This window comes from Pseudomonas sp. PLB05 (genome assembly GCF_021106615.1).
In the GTDB taxonomy this organism is placed as follows: Bacteria; Pseudomonadota; Gammaproteobacteria; order Pseudomonadales; family Pseudomonadaceae; genus Chryseomonas; species Chryseomonas benzopyrenica.
The window spans coordinates 1,218,099-1,234,690 of sequence record NZ_JAJOHO010000002.1 but is presented as its reverse complement, the minus strand read 5'-3'; the positions used below and the strand labels follow the sequence as shown (position 1 = coordinate 1,234,690).

Sequence of the window (16,592 nt, the reverse complement as noted above, 5' to 3'; positions counted from 1 at the left end):
TGGACAGGATCGGCGAGCGGCAGCACCCTAGGCCCTCGCCATCCATGAACGTTGCGCCGACGTCCTGCACTGCGGATCGACGCAGGCACGGCCAGCGCCGCCAGGCTCTACCCATCGTTCCAAGGAATTCAGGCATGTCCAGACGTCACCTCATACTCACAGCTGCGGTGCTTTCCCTGACTGGCTGCGGTGGCTATGACTACAGTTGCGATGCGGCCAAGACCGCCGAACTGGTTCGTCAGCAATACGCCCAGACCATCAACGAGATCTATGCGGACGACATCGCCGCCGGCCAGCCCGCGCTGGAGGCCAACCAGATCTCGCTGGTCGACATCAAGACCCAGGAAGAACCCTCAGACAGTGGCGAAGCAGGCTTCTATACCTGCAATGCGACCGTCGAGGCCACCTGGCCCAAGGCCGCTCTCGAACGCCTGGCTCCGGCCGCCGCTCAATTGGCCAGCGTGGGTGCCATCCTCGAAAACGGCCACCTGCGCCATGCGCTCAGCTACGAGTCCTCGCTGGAAGGCAGCGACAAACAGCGCGTCGACATCACCCTGCCCGAAGCCGTGGACCTGAGTCTCAAGACCCTGGCCGGCCAGGAACCGATGGACGAATACCTGGAAGACGCTCCCGACGGCGAACAGGAAGCGCCCTGATCCACCGGCGCCCGCGCTGCTGTGCAGTGCTGGCGCCCGGGTGTATGATCCGAATTCCCCTCCGCCAGCATCCTCCGGCGGGTTCGTGAGCCCCGGCACCCCTGTGGAGATCCCGCATGGCGTCGTTGCCCTCCGGCCCGGCAATCGTCACTTCGCGTTTGCACCGTGCCTCGTCCGCGCTCACGATGACCAGAACCGTGACCTAGAAAGCCGCCTCGGAGAGACGCTTCATGCCTGACTATCGCTCGAAAACCTCCACCCAGGGCCGCAACATGGCGGGCGCCCGAGCGCTCTGGCGCGCCACCGGGATGAAGGACGAAGACTTCAAGAAACCCATCATCGCCATCGCCAACTCCTTTACCCAGTTCGTGCCGGGCCATGTCCATCTCAAGGACTTGGGCCAGCTGGTCGCCCGGGAGATCGAGAAGGCTGGCGGCGTGGCCAAGGAATTCAACACCATCGCCGTGGACGACGGCATCGCCATGGGCCACGACGGCATGCTCTATTCGCTGCCGAGTCGCGAGATCATCGCCGACGCCGTGGAGTACATGGTCAATGCCCACTGCGCCGACGCCCTGGTGTGCATCTCCAACTGCGATAAGATCACCCCCGGCATGCTGATGGCCGCCCTGCGCCTGAACATCCCGGTGGTGTTCGTCTCCGGCGGCCCCATGGAAGCCGGCAAGACCAAGCTGGCCAGCCACGGCCTGGACCTGGTCGACGCCATGGTCATCGCCGCCGACAGCTCGGCCAGCGACGAGAAGGTCGCCGAATACGAACGCAGCGCCTGCCCCACCTGTGGCAGCTGCTCGGGCATGTTCACCGCCAACTCCATGAACTGCCTGGTCGAGGCCCTCGGCCTGGCCCTGCCCGGCAATGGCTCGACCCTGGCTACCCACGCCGACCGCAAGGAACTGTTCCTGCAGGCCGGCCGCACCATCGTCGACCTCTGCCGTCGCTACTATCAGGAAAACGACGAGTCGGCGCTGCCGCGCAACATCGCCTGCCATGCGGCCTTCGAGAACGCCATGACCCTGGACATCGCCATGGGCGGCTCGACCAACACCATCCTGCACCTGCTGGCCGCCGCCCAGGAAGCCGAGGTGGACTTCGATCTGCGCGACATCGATGCCCTGTCGCGCAAGGTGCCGCAGCTGTGCAAGGTGGCGCCGAACATCCAGAAGTACCACATGGAAGACGTGCATCGCGCCGGGGGCATCTTCAGCATCCTGGGCGAACTGGCCCGTGGCGGTCTGCTGCACACCGACCTGCCCACCGTGCACAGCCGGACCCTGGGCGAAGCCATCGAGCAGTGGGACATCACCCTGACCCAGGACGAGGCGGTGAAGACCTTCTTCCGCGCCGGTCCCGCCGGCATCCCGACCCAGGAAGCCTTCAGCCAGGCGACTCGCTACGATACCCTGGACGACGACCGCGCCGAGGGCTGCATCCGCAGTGTCGCGCACGCCTATTCCCAAGAAGGTGGTCTGGCCGTGCTCTACGGCAACATCGCCCTGGACGGCTGCGTGGTGAAGACCGCCGGCGTGGATGAATCCATCCATGTGTTCGAGGGCAATGCCAAGGTCTTCGAGAGCCAGGACGCCGCGGTGCGCGGCATCCTCGCCGACGAGGTCAAGGCCGGCGACATCGTCATCATTCGCTACGAAGGGCCCAAGGGCGGTCCGGGCATGCAGGAGATGCTCTACCCCACCAGCTACCTGAAGTCCAAGGGACTGGGCAAGCAGTGCGCCCTGCTCACCGACGGTCGCTTCTCCGGCGGCACCTCGGGCCTGTCCATCGGCCATGCCTCGCCGGAAGCCGCGGCGGGCGGTGCCATCGGCCTGGTGCAGGATGGCGACAAGGTGCTCATCGACATTCCCCAGCGCAGCATCAACCTGCTGGTGAGCGACGAAGAGCTGTCCCACCGCCGCATCGAGCAGGACAAGCTGGGCTGGAAGCCGGCACAACCCCGTGCCCGCCGCGTGACCACCGCGCTCAAGGCCTATGCCCTGCTGGCCACCAGCGCCGACAAGGGCGGCGTGCGCGACAAGGCGCTGCTGGGCTGACCGTTACTGCGAGGCGATGGCAGCTGCCGTCGCCTCGCAGCACTGCTCCATCATTCCCCTCTACTCTCCACGCTCTATTTCACCCCTCTGGCTACGCTCTCTCCTCGCCACTCCGCCTGCCCCTGCTTTCCTTACAGCCTCCGTGCGGGTAACCCCCATTCCAGAGGGGTTCCACAGTTGCTTGGCTTGCTAATTTTGTAGAAGCGCAACCTGTGATTCAGCTCACACCTCGCGATTAGCGCGCCGCTAGGCCGTTGAGTGATCAAAGGCTACCCTCCGTCTGCCGCTGAATTGATTCAGCGATAAGTTTGTAGTCAGGTTGAGCCCCAATGGTCACACCTATGCTGATCTTCCGCTGGAGCACGGCGGGTCAGGTGTAGGCCAGGCACGCGTCACACAACAACAATAAACAGGGAACATAAATGAATAAGAAAAAGGCTATGCCCTTGGCCAGGGTTTCGGTCGCCTCCTTGATGAGCACCCTCCTGCTGATTCCTTCGGCACACGCCCTGGAAACGATCGGGTACTTCCGTACCGGGCTCGGCGATTCCTCCGGTTCCGATTCCATGCGCTGCTTCAAGCTGCAGGGCGCGCAGTCCAAGTATCGCCTGGGCAACGAATGCGAACAGTACGGCGAACTGGCACTCAAGCAGGACGTTCTGACCCTCAACGACGGCTCGGCAGTCGGCGTATACGGCATGGGCAGCTTCTTCAACCGCTACGACCGCACCCCGACCTTCAACGGGGACAATGGCGAGATCCGTGCCGTCCAGGCCTATGCCTACTGGAACAACATCGCCGCGCTGAACGGCGGTAATCTCTGGGCCGGCCGCCGTTACTACAAGCGGAACGACATCCACATCTCCGACTTCTTCTACTGGAACCAGAGCGCCACCGGCGGCGGTATCGAGGACGTCAACATCGGCGGTCTCAAGTACAGCCTGGCCTTCTCGCGCAAGGACAACCAGAACCAGAAGGACTTCCAGAACCGCCTCGACTTCAACGTCGCCGGTTTCAACACCAATCCCAATGGCTCGCTGGAGATCGGCGTCAGCTATCTGGACAAGCCCACCAATCAGCCCAATGCCAACAGTGGTGTAGCCGTGACGCTGCAGCACAAGCAGGCCAACTTCATGGGTTGGGGTGGCGTGAACACCTTTGCCGTACAGCGCGGCCAGGGCCCGGGCACGGCGCTGGGCAGCACCGGCGATCCGACCCTGAGCAGCGCCGACGTCTCCTATCGCGTCGTCGACTTCTTCGATTGGCAGATCAGCCGCTACTGGGGTGGTCAGATCGCCGCGGTCTACCAGAAGGACGAACGTCCCAACGGCAATGACCTGCGCTGGACCTCGCTGGGTGGCCGCCTGGTGTACGGCATCACCGACCAGTTCAAGTTCTCCACCGAACTGGGCCATGATCAGGTGCAGGCTCCCGGCGGCACCCGCAAGCTGACCAAGCTGACCCTGGCGCCTACCTGGTCGCCCAAGGGCCCGGAATTCAAGACCCGTCCCGAATTCCGCCTGTTCTACACCTATGCCGCCTGGAACCGGGCAGCTCAACAAGCGGCCGACGACTTCGACGCCGGCTCCGCGCTGTCGAGCACCGGCACCTTCGGCAACGATCTGCACGGCTCCAACATCGGCTTTCAGATCGAGCAGTGGTGGTAACAGCTTCACCGCGACCGGCGTGCTGCCGGTCGCGTTCCTGTCTCCGAACCTGAGCGCACAACAATGAAAAGAACCGTCTCCCTCGCGTCCTTCGCCGGTTGCCTGTTGGCTGCCGCCCTCGCCAGCGGCACCGCCCAGGCAGCACCCGTTTCCGCCTGCCTCATCACCAAGACCGATACCAATCCCTTCTTCGTGAAGATGAAGGAAGGCGCCAGCGCCAAGGCCAAGGAACTGGGGATGACGCTCAAGGCCTATGCCGGCAAGATCGACGGCGACAGCGAAAGCCAGGTCGCCGCCATCGAGACCTGCATCGCCGACGGTGCCAAGGGCATCCTCATCACCGCGTCGGACACCAAGGGCATCGTGCCCAATCTGCAGAAGGCGCGTGAGGCCGGCCTGCTGGTGATCGCCCTGGACACCCCGCTGGATCCGGTGAGCGCGGCCGACATGACCTTCGCCACCGACAACCTCCTGGCCGGCAAGCTGATCGGTCAGTGGGCGCGGGAAACCCTGGGTGACAAGGCCAAGGACGCCCGAGTGGCCTTTCTCGACCTGAACGCCTCCCAGCCCTCGGTGGACGTCCTGCGCGACCAGGGCTTCATGCTCGGCTTCGGCATCGATCCCAAGGATCAGAACCGCATCGGCGACGAGACCGACTCGCGCATCGTCGGCCACGACGTGACCAACGGCAACGAGGAAGGCGGCCGCGCAGCGATGGAAAATCTGCTGCAGAAGGACCCGACCATCAACGTGGTGCACACCATCAACGAACCGGCCGCCGCCGGCGCCTACGAGGCGCTCAAGGCCGTGGGTCGCGAGAAGGACGTGCTGATCGTCTCCATCGACGGCGGCTGCCCGGGCGTGCACAACGTCGCCGACGGCGTCATCGGCGCCACCTCCCAGCAATACCCGCTGCAGATGGCCGCGCTGGGCATCGAGGCGATCAAGACCTTTGCCGACACGGGCAAGAAGCCTACCGCCACCGAAGGCAAGAGCTTCGTCGACACCGGCGTGAAACTGGTGACGGACAAGCCGGTACCCGGCATCCAGTCCATCGACAGCAAGACCGCCCTGCAGAAATGCTGGGGCTGATGGCCCCTCGTCTACGCTAGAGCAGACCGATCGCCCCGCCAGCCGTGCCGGCGCGGGCGATCGCCTCTCGGCCGATCCGCTTTCAGGAGATTGCCATGAGCGATCCGACCTCGCCTTCCCCGTCCGGGCAACCCTTCGAACAGGTGCTCAAGCACAGCGCCACGGAGGTCGCCTCCTTCGCCCGTGACGAGCGCAGCCCACTCGTCAAATTCCGCCACTTCCTGCATTCGCGCCCCTCGGCGGTCTCCCTGCTGGTGCTGCTGTTGTCGCTGGGCATCTTCGGCGCCCTGCTGGGCGGCAAGTTCTTTTCCGCCTTCGCCCTCACCCTGATCCTGCAACAGGTCGCCATCACCGGGATCGTGGGCGCGGCCCAGACCCTGGTGGTGATCACCGCCGGCATCGACCTTTCGGTAGGCGCCATCATGGTGCTGTCCTCGGTGGTCATGGGCCAGTTCACCTTTCGCTACGGCCTGCCGGTGGAGTTGGCGATCCTCTGCGGCCTGGTGGTGGGCACCCTGTGCGGCATGGCCAACGGCTGGCTGATCGCCCGCATCAAGCTGCCGCCCTTCATCGTCACCCTGGGCATGTGGCAGATCGTACTCGCGGCCAACTTCCTCTATTCGCGCAACGAGACCATCCGCGCCCAGGAAATCGGCGCGACCGCGCCGCTGCTGCAGGTGTTCGGCGACAATTTCCGCCTGGGGGGCGCGGTCTTCACCTACGGCGTGATCGCCCTGGTGGTGCTGGTCGCCCTGCTCTGGTACGTGCTCAATCACACCGCCTGGGGGCGTCATCTCTATGCCGTAGGCGACGATCCCGAGGCCGCGGCGCTGGCCGGGGTCAACGTCAGGCGCATGCTGATCACCGTGTACGGGCTGTCCGGACTCATCTGCGCCTTCGCCGGTTGGGTGCTGATCGGCCGCATCGGCTCGGTCTCGCCCACCGCCGGCCAGTTCGCCAACATCGAGTCCATCACCGCCGTGGTGATCGGCGGCATCTCGCTGTTCGGCGGTCGCGGCTCGATCCTCGGCATGCTGTTCGGCGCCCTGATCGTCGGCGTCTTCGCCCTGGGCCTGCGGCTGCTGGGCACCGATGTGCAATGGACCTATCTGCTGATCGGCACGCTCATCATCGCGGCCGTGGCTATCGACCAATGGATCAGAAAGGCGGCCAGCTGATGACTACCGAACCCCTGCTGATGGCGCGCGGCCTGGTGAAGCGCTATGGCCGCGTTACCGCCCTCGACCACGCTGACTTCGACCTGCTGCCCGGCGAGATCCTCGCCGTGATCGGCGATAACGGCGCCGGCAAGTCCTCGCTGATCAAAGCCATCTCCGGTGCCCTGCGGCCCGATGAAGGCGAGATCCGCTTCGAGGGGCAGCCGGTGCAGTTCGCCTCGCCCATCGCCGCGCGACGCGCCGGCATCGAGACGGTCTACCAGAACCTGGCGCTGTCGCCAGCGCTGTCCATCGCCGACAACCTCTTTCTCGGTCGCGAACTGCGCAAGCCGGGGCTGCTGGGCACCCTCTGCCGCACCCTGGACCGCAAGGAAATGGAGCGCATCGCTCGGGAAAAGCTCTCCGAACTGGGGCTGATGACCATCCAGAACATCAACCAGGCGGTGGAAACCCTGTCCGGTGGCCAGCGCCAGGGCGTCGCCGTGGCCCGGGCGGCGGCCTTCGGTTCCAAGGTGATCATCCTCGACGAACCCACGGCGGCGCTGGGGGTGAAGGAGTCGCGCAAGGTGCTGGAACTGATCCTCGACGTGCGGGCCCGCGGTATCGCCATCGTGCTGATCTCCCACAACATGCCCCATGTGTTCGAGATCGCCGATCGCATCCACATCCACCGGCTGGGTCGCCGGTTGACGGTGATCGATCCGCGCGAGCATTCCATGGCCGATGCCGTGGCCCTGATGACCGGTGCCCAGACGGTGGCCGCCTAGTCGTTCTCGCCATCTTGGGTCTTCCAGCCGGCAGTCGCCTGGAAGACCCTGGGCCAGCCTACCTAAAGGCGGATCGCCGCTGCTTCGACAAAGACCTGGCCAAACGCTCAAGTTATCGCGCACTTGCACCGATAAAACCTGAATAATTATTTCGGAGCTACACAACGTGCCTGCCTTGTCGTTGAAACAGAAACTCTCGTTGTCTGCCACCGCGGCCGTGCTAGTGGTGGGTGTAGGTCTGACGACAATCAACTTCTTCAACACCCGTGCGGCCCTCGAAGCCTCCACGATCGAACAGCTGAAGACCGTCAGCTTCGTCTTCAACGGCGGTGTCCGCCAGTGGTTCGACGGCAAGGCCGCAGCGTTGCACGCCCTGGCGGCGGACACCCAGGAGACGAACCTTCCGGCTGGTCTCAATCAGGTCAAGCGTTCCGGCGGCTTCGACAACGTCTTCTACGCCCGCGGCGATGGCAGCCAGGTCAATGCCAACGGCGCTCAGTTACCGCCGGACAACAACGACCCGCGCAAATGGCTGTGGTACCAGCAGGCGCAGCAGAATCCTGGCAAGGTGTTCTTCTCCATTCCCACGGTGGCGGCGGCGACCAAGCAGAACGTGCTGTCCCTGGGCTGGGCGTTGCAGTCCGGTGGCAAGACCAGCGCCATCCTCGGCGCCGACGTCAGCATCAGCGACATCCTCGATCAGCTCAAGCGGGTGCAGCTGCCGGGTGCCGGTAGCGCCGTACTGGTCAACGGCCAGAACATCGTGCTGGGGCATGAAAACACCGCCCTGTTGGCCAAACCGCTCACCGAGCTCTATCCCCAGCTCACCGCGGACACCCTCCAGCGGCTGGCCCAGGCGCCAGGCGAGCGCTATATCGAGACCAACGCCGGCCAGCGGCTCTATGCCGCGCCCATGAATCGCGACGGCGAGACCCTGGTGATGATCGTCGATAGCGGCGTCCTGCTGGCACCGCTACAGCGGCAACTCTGGATCAGCATCGTCATCCTGGCCGTGGTGCTGGGGGGCTCGCTGCTGCTCATCAACCTGCTGTGCAGCTATCTGCTGCGGCCGCTGGGTGTGGTCTCGAACGGTCTGCAGGTGATCGCCGACGGCCAAGGCGACTTGACCCGGCGCATTGCCGTACAGAGCAACGATGAAGTCGGCGGCCTGGCCGGCCACTTCAACCAGTTCGTGGCCAGCCTGCACGGCCTGATCGGTGGCGTGCGCCAGCATGCCCAGAGCGTGGACGCCGAATCGCAAAAGGTCCTGCAGCGCAGCGCCGCGGCTACCCAGGAGCTGGGCCGCCTGCAGCAGGAGATCACCCTGGTGGCCACCGCCGTGACGGAGATGTCCTCGGCCACCCAGGAGATCGCCCGCAATGCCGAGCAGACCGCCGCGGCCATTCGCCAGTCCTCCGACAGCACCGCCCAGGGTCTGACGCTGGTGCAGACCAGCAAGGAATCCATCAACAGCCTGGCCCGGGAAGTCGACGACGCCACCCGGGTGATCGGCGAGCTGGATCACCACTCCCAGGCCATCGCCAAGGTGCTGGACAGCATCCAGAGCATCGCCGAGCAGACCAACCTGCTGGCGCTCAACGCGGCCATCGAGGCGGCCCGCGCCGGCGAACATGGTCGCGGCTTCGCGGTGGTCGCCGACGAGGTGCGGACGCTGTCACAGCGGACCCAGGCCTCGACCCGGGAGATCAACGAGACCATCGGCACCCTGCAGCAGATGACCCGCCAGGCGGTGCAGCGCATGGACAGCAGCATGGCCATCGCCGAGCGCAGCGTCGCCGACGTGGAACGCGCCTCCAGCGCCCTGGAAGAGATCGCCCAGAGCGCCGGCATCATCGCCGAGATGTCCCTGCAGATCGCCACGGCGGCCGAGGAGCAGACCTCGGTCACCGAGGAGATCACCCGCAACGTCATCACCATCAAGGGCCTCGGCGACACCCTGGCCAGCGGCGCCGAGGATTCGGAACGTCAGTCGCGCTCCCTGCAGCATCACGCCGCCGATCTCAATCGCGACGTGGCCCGCTTCATCCTGTAAGACGCAAGGCATAGCCGCCGCCCCCAGGTCGGCGGCTTTCTCCAGGCCGAAGACCCTGCGCCACGGGGCGGGCATCCGGTAAGATCGGCGCTTTTTCCGCGACGACTCCGCCATGTCCCAGCCTTCCCGCTCCGAACTGCTCTACGGTCCCCAGGACCGACCGCGCCCGCTGATCGCCCTGCTCGCCGCCATCCAGCACCTGCTGGCGATCATCGTGCCCATCGTCACCCCCGGTCTGCTGATCTGCCAGGCCCTCGGCGTCTCGCCGCGCGACACCAACCTGATCGTGTCCATGTCGCTGGTGATCTCGGGGATCGCCACCTTCGTCCAGTGTCGCCGCTTCGGGCCCTTCGGTGCCGGGTTGCTGATCGTCCAGGGCACCAGCTTCAACTTCGTCGGCCCGCTGATCGCCGGTGGCGCGCTGATGGTCAAGAACGGCACCCCGGTGGAAGCCGTGATGGCGGCCATCTTCGGCGTGGTGATGGCCGGCTCCTTCGTCGAGATGGGGGTGTCGCGGGTGCTGCCCTTCGTCAAGCGCCTCATCACCCCGCTGGTGACCGGCATCGTGGTGCTGATGATCGGCCTGACGCTGATCAAGGTCGGCCTGATCAGCATGGGCGGCGGCTTCGCGGCGCTGGGCAACGGTACCTTCGCCAATGGCGAGAACCTGCTGCTGTCGGGCACCGTGCTGGCCACCATCGTGGTGCTCAATCGCCTGCCGCTCCGTGGCCTGCGCAGCAGCGCCATCGTCGTCGCCCTGCTGCTGGGCTATGCCCTGGCGGCCTGGCTGGGCCGGCTGAATTTCACTGGCATGCACGAGGCCGCCTGGGTGCAGATCCCCCTGCCGCTGCACTTCGGCCTGGGCTTTTCCTGGTCGCTGTTCGTGCCCCTGCTGGTGATCTATCTGGTGACCTCGCTGGAGGCCATCGGCGACATCACCGCCACCAGCAAGGTCTCCCGCGAACCGGTGGAAGGCCCGCTGTGGATGCAGCGGATCAAGGGTGGCGTCTTGGTCAACGGCGCCAACTCGCTGCTGGCCGGGCTGTTCAACACCTTTCCCAGTTCGGTGTTCGCCCAGAACAACGGAGTGATCCAGTTGACCGGCATCGCCAGTCGCCATGTCGGCCTGTGGATCGCCGCCATCCTGGTCCTGCTGGGGCTGTTCCCGGCGGTGGCCGGGGTGATCCAGGCGGTGCCCGAGCCGGTGCTCGGTGGCGCGGCCATGGTGATGTTCGGCGCGGTCGCCGCCTCGGGGATCAATATCCTCGCCAGCGTCGAACTGGACCGTCGCGCGCTGCTGATCATCGCCGTGTCCCTGGCCCTGGGCCTGGGCATTTCCCAGGTGCCGGAATTTCTCGCCCATATGCCTGCGGGCCTGAGAGCGGTGCTGGAATCCGGCGTCGCCACCGGCGGCCTGTGCGCCCTGCTGATGAACTGGTTCCTGCCGGAGACGCCCAAAGCCGCTGGCTAGACCGATTTTTCATCCGTGGGCTGAAGTTCCACGCGGGGGTGCCGATAGCCTGGGCAAGTCACCTGTGGACTCGCCACGATCGTCGTTTCGATCGTGGGCGACCCACCCAGCAGAGCGCCCATGATCAGCCCGGATGTTCCTGTCGTTAAGGTCCCGCTGCGCGAATATGCCGCCTTGGCGCGCGCCATGGGCGCCACCGTCTTTGCCCAGAACCTCGAGAAGCAGCCGGGCGAACTGGTCGGCTGGCGCTTTCCCAAGGGCTGCTTCGTGCAGAAGGCGCACTTCCAGATGCTGCTGGGCCGCCAGCCGGAAACGCTCTAGGGGTTACCGTCCAGCGCCGCGAGAAAGCGCTGCGCCTCGCCCAGTTCGGTCTCGTTGAAGACGGCGACCCCGGCGCGCTTCAGCGCCGCCGCAGTGACGCCCTCACCGGCTACCCGGGTGCCGCTGAAGCGGCCATCGTAGTTTTCCACATTGCCGCACGAGGGACTGCGGGCCTTGAGCACCGCCACGCGGATGCCATGGCGCGCGATCAGTTCGAGGGCGACCATGGCACCGGCGACAAAGGCGGCGCTGACGTCCTCTCCTGTCTCGGTCATGACCGGTAGCCGACCGTCCAGCACCGCCCCGCCCTGGCCGCCGGGGATCTCCGCGGGCGGACGCGGCGTGGGCAGGCCACCGGCCACCTCCGGGCAGAGGGGCACGATGCGCCCTTCCGCCTGCCAGGCGCCCAGCAGATCGAAGGGGCCATGGGCACCGCCGTCATAGCGCACCCGATGCCCCAGCAGGCAGCGACTCACCAGTATCTTTTCCATGCAGCCTCCCGGTCCGCCGCCAGTCTACGCCCTGGGCTTTGTCTGAAAAGTGCCTGCGCTCGGCCAGGCTGCGTTAAAAATCCGCTGGGTCGCCAGCCCGGCCTAGGCGGCCCCGTCGCAATGCTCATTTACCACTCGTAAACTGGAGCGCGAGTCCGATCCGTATCCTCACGGCTTTTTGTCTTGCCTAGCCTTCGCTCGGCGACTTTTCAGACAAGCCCTAAGCCTGCAGCGGATTCTCGCCACGGCGGCGGAACCAGCCGGTCAGCGACAGCCGCTCGCGGGTGGCCGGCAGCACCTCGTGGGGCAACTGCCCGGAGAGAAAGCACACCAGGCTGCCCCCCAGGGGCAGGACATCCTGCTGGCGCTGCTCATCCAGATAAAGGCGCAGCTCGCCGCCCTGCTCCGGCAACCAAGCGTCGTTGAGATAGAGCACCAGGGAGACCATGCGCCGGTCGTCGTCGCGGAAACGATCCAGATGGCGGGCATAGAAGGCGCCGGGCGGATAGAGGGCGAAGTGGCTCTCGTAGTCTTCCAGGCCCAGGAACAGGGTGCGGTTGAAGGCCTCGCGCAGGGTATCCATCAGGTGCAGGTAGCGCTGCACGCCCGGATGGGCATCGTCCGGTTCCAGCCAGGCGATGTGATCGCCACGCACGCCCTCACGGATCAGCGGGCTGTCGCCACGGCCGATGCCGGCGCGCTCCAGTTCGCCGCGGGCATGGCGCAGCCGGCATTCGGCGGCCAGCTCGGCGGTGAGGTCCGGCGGCAGGAAGATGCTCTGCCGCGACCAGCCATGGCTGGCGAGATCGTCGACGATACGTTGCAGCAGGGGATGCTCGGGGTGCAGAGCCATCGCGGGAACCGTAGGAACCGGACCAGGCCGGCGGGATGCCGAGTGTAAGAGAAGTCGGCCACGGCTGCGCGTCTGCCTTGACCAGGCGACGAATGCCCGGGATGAGCGCCTCGACAGCCAGCCTGGGGTTGCCGACAATGGCGGACTTTCCGGCTCCGTGCCGCTGCCCGAGGTGTCCATGCGCGTTCTGTTCGCTTCCCTGCTTTTCGCCATCAGCCTGCCCGCCCTGGCCGACGATACGGTCAGCCTCTATCAGGCCGCAGGTTGGCCCGAGCAGCGCGGCCACTTCCGCGACGCCCTGCAGGCCGCCCAGCAGCGCTATCAGAACAGCTTGCCGCCGGCGCTCTACCAGAGCCTGGTGGACAACAGCAACAAGCGTTATACCGCCGCGGCCATCGACCAGCGGGCCCTGGCCGCGCTACGCCAGAGTCTGCCCGCCGAAGGCCCCGCGCTGCAGTTCTTCCAGTCGCCCGTCGGGCGCAAGGTGGTCGCCGCGGAAATCGCCGCCACCCGCAGCGATCAGCTGGCCAAGCATGCCAACGGCGTCCCCCAGGTGCAGGCCAGCCCGGCCCGGCGCGCCCAGGCCAAGCGTCTGGCCAGTGCCCTGCCCGTGCGTGAAGCCGGCGCCGAGGTCAGCGTGGCCCTGGCGGGCCTCGCCGCCGACAGCCTGAGCTCCATGCTGCCGCGCCTGATGGGGCAGCAGCAGTCCGGCGGCATGATCGAGCAGCAGCGCCAACGTTTCATCCAGCAGATGAATGCCGGTGACCTGGAGAACACCCTGCTCTATGTCTACCGCACCCTGAACGACAACGAACTCGGTCAGTTCGCCGACTTCGCCAGTTCGCCCAATGGCAGTGCCTACTACCGGGCCGCCGTGGCCGCCCTACGCGCCGGTCTGGGCAGCGGCGGGCAGTAAGACGGCTCAGGCGAGACGCTCGTCCAGCCAGCGGAAGTAGCGCTGGCGCAGGGCCTCGGTCTCGTTGACCAGATGGTGCCGCGCTTCCGGCAGGCGCAAGACCTCGGGCTGGACGAACTTGGCCTCCAGCACCCCCAGGTTGTGCCGCCAGTCGACGGTGAAATCCTGCTCGCCCTGGATCACCAGCGGGCTACGGGTACTGGCCGGTGCCCCTTCCAGTTGCGGAATCCAACGTGCCAGGGCGCCGACCCATAGGGCTGGCAGTTCCCTGGGCTGCAGGCCGTCCTGCTGCAGAAAATCGAGAAAGGCCGGATCGCCGGAATTTACCGAAAAGCGCCGCGGCAGGGCCCGCACGAAGGGCTTCACCAGCCGATAGGTCCATAGGCTCTGGCGCCAGGCGTGGGGCCTGACCAGAGGTGCCAGCAAGATCGTCTCGCCCAGCTCGGGGGCAGGCTCGCCGCGCAGCAGATAGTCCAGCAGGATGGCGCCGCCGGTGCTCTGGCCCAGCAGGTGCCAGGGCCGGGGCGAGTCCAGGCGCCGGGCCTCGGCGATCAGCGCCGTCAGGGCGGTCTGGTATTCGGCGAAGTCGTTGATGCTGGCGCGGGCGCCGCTGGACAACCCATGCCCAGGCAGGTCGCAGGCCAGCACCGCCAGCTGCCGCGACAGGGCCCAGTCCACCACATGGCCATAGAGGCCCATGTGATCGTAGTAGCCGTGCAGCATCAGCAGGCTGCCCCGCGGCTCGCGCGGCCACCAGCCCTGGACGGCGAGCTGATAGCCGCCGGCCGCGAGCGCGCCCAAGGCCACCGTCACCTCGGGTCGCGCCCGACTGTCCGCCAGGCGGTAATGGGCGCGATAACCCAGGTGGTCGTCAGCCGCGGGCAGGTCGCGGTGCAGGGGCACCAGGGTCCCGCGCAGTCGGTCTAGATCGAAGGAAGAGATCATCGGTCGGTTCAAGGTGAAGTTGCCACCATGATCAGCGTCCAGACCGCCACGGGACAAGAGGCCGCCAACAGACTTTTCCAATTGTTTCAAAATGCGCAACTCTCCCCTGCGCAAAGGTGTCTGAATATTTCACTGCCTAGGCAGTATTCTGGATGCGCTTGATTGCCAGGGCAGATACTGCAATGTCACATTTCGACCGTAGCAACTTTCCATTGCGCAACTCCGTAGGTCATCTGATCCACCTGGCGAACCAATACAAGGATCGCGTGCTGGACAGCCACCTGGCGCCTTACGACATTACCGCTGCCCAGTTCAAGGTGCTGCTGCTGCTCGCTCGCGACCAGACCGACACCCCGGCCGAACTCAGCCGCTGCCTGTCCCTCGACAGCGGCGCCATGACCCGCATGCTCGATCGCCTGGAGGCCAAGGGCCTGCTGCGCCGCGTGCGCAGCCTGAGCGACCGCCGCCAGGTGCGGCTGGAGCTGACCGCACAGGGTCAGGCCCTGAGCAGTGAACTCATGCAGATCGGCGTGGATGCCCTCAATGACCTCACCCACTGCCTGGATCGCCAGGAGCTGGATGACCTCGAACGCCTGCTGCGCCGCCTGCTCAGCCCCTCCGGCCTGCTGCCGGAGACCTCTGGAGACCTTTGACCCATGACCTTTCGCCTGCCGTTGACCGCCCTCTGCGCCGCCCTGCTGCTGGCCGGCTGCGTGTCGTCCGAGGGGTTGCACACCCAGGGACGCGCCGTGGATCCGGCGACGCTCAAGGGCGACGCCACCTTTGCCAGCGATCGCCTCTCTCCCGCCCAGTGGCCGAGCGCCGACTGGTGGACCCGGCTAGGCGATCCGCAACTCGACAACCTGATCCGCGAGGCCCTGCGCGACAGCCCCTCGCTGCAGGAAGCCGATGCGCGCAGCCGCCAGGCCGATGCCGCCGTGCTCGCCGCCGATGCCGATCGCTATCCACAGATCGACGCCAACGGCGGCGTGACCCGCTCGCGCCTGGCACGACCGGATGACCCCGTCGGCCAGGGCGAGCGCTACAGCACCCTGCGCCAGTTCGATGTGAGCGGCAGCTACAGCTTCGATCTCTGGGGTGGCCAGCGCGCCGCCTGGGAAGCTGCGCTCGGTCGCGCCCGCGCCGGCGAGGTGGATCGCCAGGCCGCCCGCCTGACGCTGGCCGCCGACGTCAGCCGCGCCTACAACCAGCTTAGCCTGGCCTATGCCAATATGGACGTGGCCCAGCAGGACCTGGAGCGTACCCGCGGCATGCTCGACCTGGCCCAGCGCCGGGTGGACGCCGGCCTCGACAGCGACTACCAGTTGCAGCAGACCCAGAGCCTGGAGGCCAGCTCCGCCGCGGCCCACACCGCCGCCGAACAGCAGGTGCGTACGGCGCAGATCCGCCTCGCCGTACTGCTGGGCAAGGGGCCCGACCGCGGCGCCGAGATTCCCCGACCCAAGCTGATCGCCCCTGCCGCGGTGAATCTGCCCGGCCAGCTGCCCGCCGAACTGGCCGGTCGCCGCCCGGACCTGATCGCCGCCCGCTGGCGGGTGGAGGCCGCGAGCAAGGACATCGCCGCCAGCAAGACCAACTTCTATCCCAACCTCAACCTGACCGTGGCCGCCGGCAGCAAGGCCATCCTCGGCGATGCCCTGTTCGGCGGTCCGGCGCGCTTCTTCAACGTGGGTCCGGCGCTGTCCCTACCGATCTTCGATGGCGGTCGCCGTCGCTCCGATCTCGCCAGCCGCGATGCCGACTATGACCTCGCGGTGGCCCAGTACAACCAGACCCTGGTGCAGGCGCTGGGCGACATCGCCGACGCCATCACCCGCCAGCGCTCGCTGGACCAGCAGATCGTCGAGCAGCAACGGGCCCGCGACATCGCCAAGAGCTCCTTCGACATCGCCATGCAGCGCTATGGCGCCGGCATCGGCAACTACCTCGACGCCCTGACCGTCGAGCAGCAGTTGCTGCAGGCCGAGCGCCAGCTGGCCAGCCTCCAGGCCGATCGCATCGACAGCGGCGTGCTGCTGATGCAGGCCCTGGGTGGCGGCTTCCAACCGTCCACACTGCCGCCGGCGCCCGCCGCCGCGGCCACACACTGATACCG

The 16,592-nt window shown here is 66.3% G+C and carries 15 protein-coding genes and 1 pseudogene; 13 read left to right on the top strand and 3 right to left on the bottom strand.

The window, feature by feature from the left end; translation table 11 throughout:
- Positions 1-134 precede the first annotated feature (134 nt).
- The 10 genes and pseudogenes from LRS53_RS12325 to LRS53_RS12285 all read left to right on the top strand — a co-directional run bounded on the left by LRS53_RS12325 (position 135) and on the right by LRS53_RS12285 (position 11,271).
- Positions 135-656 carry a hypothetical protein gene (locus LRS53_RS12325; protein WP_017640726.1) on the top strand — a complete coding sequence of 174 codons (522 nt, stop codon included), beginning with the start codon at positions 135-137 and terminating at the stop codon, positions 654-656.
- A 230-nt stretch (positions 657-886) separates the two neighbouring features.
- Complete coding sequence (gene ilvD, locus LRS53_RS12320) at positions 887-2,722, top strand: dihydroxy-acid dehydratase (protein ID WP_231356058.1); 1,836 nt, start codon at positions 887-889, stop codon at positions 2,720-2,722.
- 473 nt (positions 2,723-3,195) lie between these two features.
- The gene (locus tag LRS53_RS12315) at positions 3,196-4,389 is read left to right on the top strand and encodes a maltoporin (protein ID WP_231356057.1); all 1,194 of its coding nucleotides are present in this window, start codon (positions 3,196-3,198) and stop codon (positions 4,387-4,389) included.
- Between the two features lie 63 nt (positions 4,390-4,452).
- On the top strand, positions 4,453-5,481 hold the full coding sequence (locus LRS53_RS12310) for a sugar ABC transporter substrate-binding protein (protein WP_231356056.1): 1,029 nt from the start codon (positions 4,453-4,455) through the stop codon (positions 5,479-5,481).
- Between the two features lie 95 nt (positions 5,482-5,576).
- Entirely contained in the window at positions 5,577-6,659 is a 1,083-nt protein-coding gene (locus LRS53_RS12305) for an ABC transporter permease (protein WP_017640732.1), read from the top strand.
- Positions 6,659-7,426, top strand: a complete 768-nt coding sequence (locus tag LRS53_RS12300; protein ID WP_085984308.1) for an ATP-binding cassette domain-containing protein — start codon at positions 6,659-6,661, stop codon at positions 7,424-7,426. Before LRS53_RS12305 ends, LRS53_RS12300 begins: the two co-directional genes overlap by 1 nt.
- Before the next feature lie 166 nt (positions 7,427-7,592).
- Positions 7,593-8,621, top strand: a pseudogene (locus LRS53_RS23930) (cache domain-containing protein); the annotation flags it as partial.
- Between the two features lie 153 nt (positions 8,622-8,774).
- The gene (locus tag LRS53_RS23925; RefSeq protein WP_442968507.1) at positions 8,775-9,479 is read left to right on the top strand and encodes a methyl-accepting chemotaxis protein; all 705 of its coding nucleotides are present in this window, start codon (positions 8,775-8,777) and stop codon (positions 9,477-9,479) included.
- A gap of 112 nt (positions 9,480-9,591) precedes the next feature.
- On the top strand, positions 9,592-10,950 hold the full coding sequence (locus LRS53_RS12290; RefSeq protein WP_017640735.1) for a nucleobase:cation symporter-2 family protein: 1,359 nt from the start codon (positions 9,592-9,594) through the stop codon (positions 10,948-10,950).
- Positions 10,951-11,070: 120 nt separating this feature from the next.
- Positions 11,071-11,271 carry a hypothetical protein gene (locus LRS53_RS12285; RefSeq protein WP_064307894.1) on the top strand — a complete coding sequence of 67 codons (201 nt, stop codon included), beginning with the start codon at positions 11,071-11,073 and terminating at the stop codon, positions 11,269-11,271.
- Here the strand turns inward: LRS53_RS12285 and LRS53_RS12280 are convergent.
- Together LRS53_RS12280 and LRS53_RS12275 are read right to left on the bottom strand one after the other, a co-directional pair.
- The gene (locus LRS53_RS12280) at positions 11,268-11,762 is read right to left on the bottom strand and encodes a DUF523 domain-containing protein (RefSeq protein ID WP_231356054.1); all 495 of its coding nucleotides are present in this window, start codon (positions 11,760-11,762) and stop codon (positions 11,268-11,270) included. The two genes, LRS53_RS12285 and LRS53_RS12280, sit on opposite strands and share 4 nt — an antisense overlap.
- Before the next feature lie 220 nt (positions 11,763-11,982).
- Positions 11,983-12,615 carry a 2OG-Fe(II) oxygenase gene (locus tag LRS53_RS12275; protein ID WP_064307892.1) on the bottom strand — a complete coding sequence of 211 codons (633 nt, stop codon included), beginning with the start codon at positions 12,613-12,615 and terminating at the stop codon, positions 11,983-11,985.
- A 178-nt stretch (positions 12,616-12,793) separates the two neighbouring features.
- Between LRS53_RS12275 and LRS53_RS12270 the strand changes: the two genes are divergently transcribed.
- On the top strand, positions 12,794-13,531 hold the full coding sequence (locus LRS53_RS12270; RefSeq protein WP_231356053.1) for a DUF2059 domain-containing protein: 738 nt from the start codon (positions 12,794-12,796) through the stop codon (positions 13,529-13,531).
- Positions 13,532-13,537: 6 nt separating this feature from the next.
- On the opposite strand, the gene LRS53_RS12265 is transcribed toward LRS53_RS12270, so the two are convergent.
- Positions 13,538-14,476, bottom strand: a complete 939-nt coding sequence (locus LRS53_RS12265; RefSeq protein WP_231356052.1) for an alpha/beta hydrolase — start codon at positions 14,474-14,476, stop codon at positions 13,538-13,540.
- 182 nt (positions 14,477-14,658) lie between these two features.
- Between LRS53_RS12265 and LRS53_RS12260 the strand changes: the two genes are divergently transcribed.
- Both LRS53_RS12260 and LRS53_RS12255 read left to right on the top strand, forming a co-directional pair.
- Positions 14,659-15,129 (top strand): MarR family transcriptional regulator, encoded by a 471-nt coding sequence (locus LRS53_RS12260; RefSeq protein WP_017640741.1) that lies wholly within the window; start codon positions 14,659-14,661, stop codon positions 15,127-15,129.
- 3 nt (positions 15,130-15,132) lie between these two features.
- Positions 15,133-16,587: an efflux transporter outer membrane subunit gene (locus LRS53_RS12255; RefSeq protein ID WP_231356051.1), complete on the top strand. Its 1,455-nt coding sequence runs from the start codon at positions 15,133-15,135 to the stop codon at positions 16,585-16,587.
- Positions 16,588-16,592 lie beyond the last annotated feature (5 nt).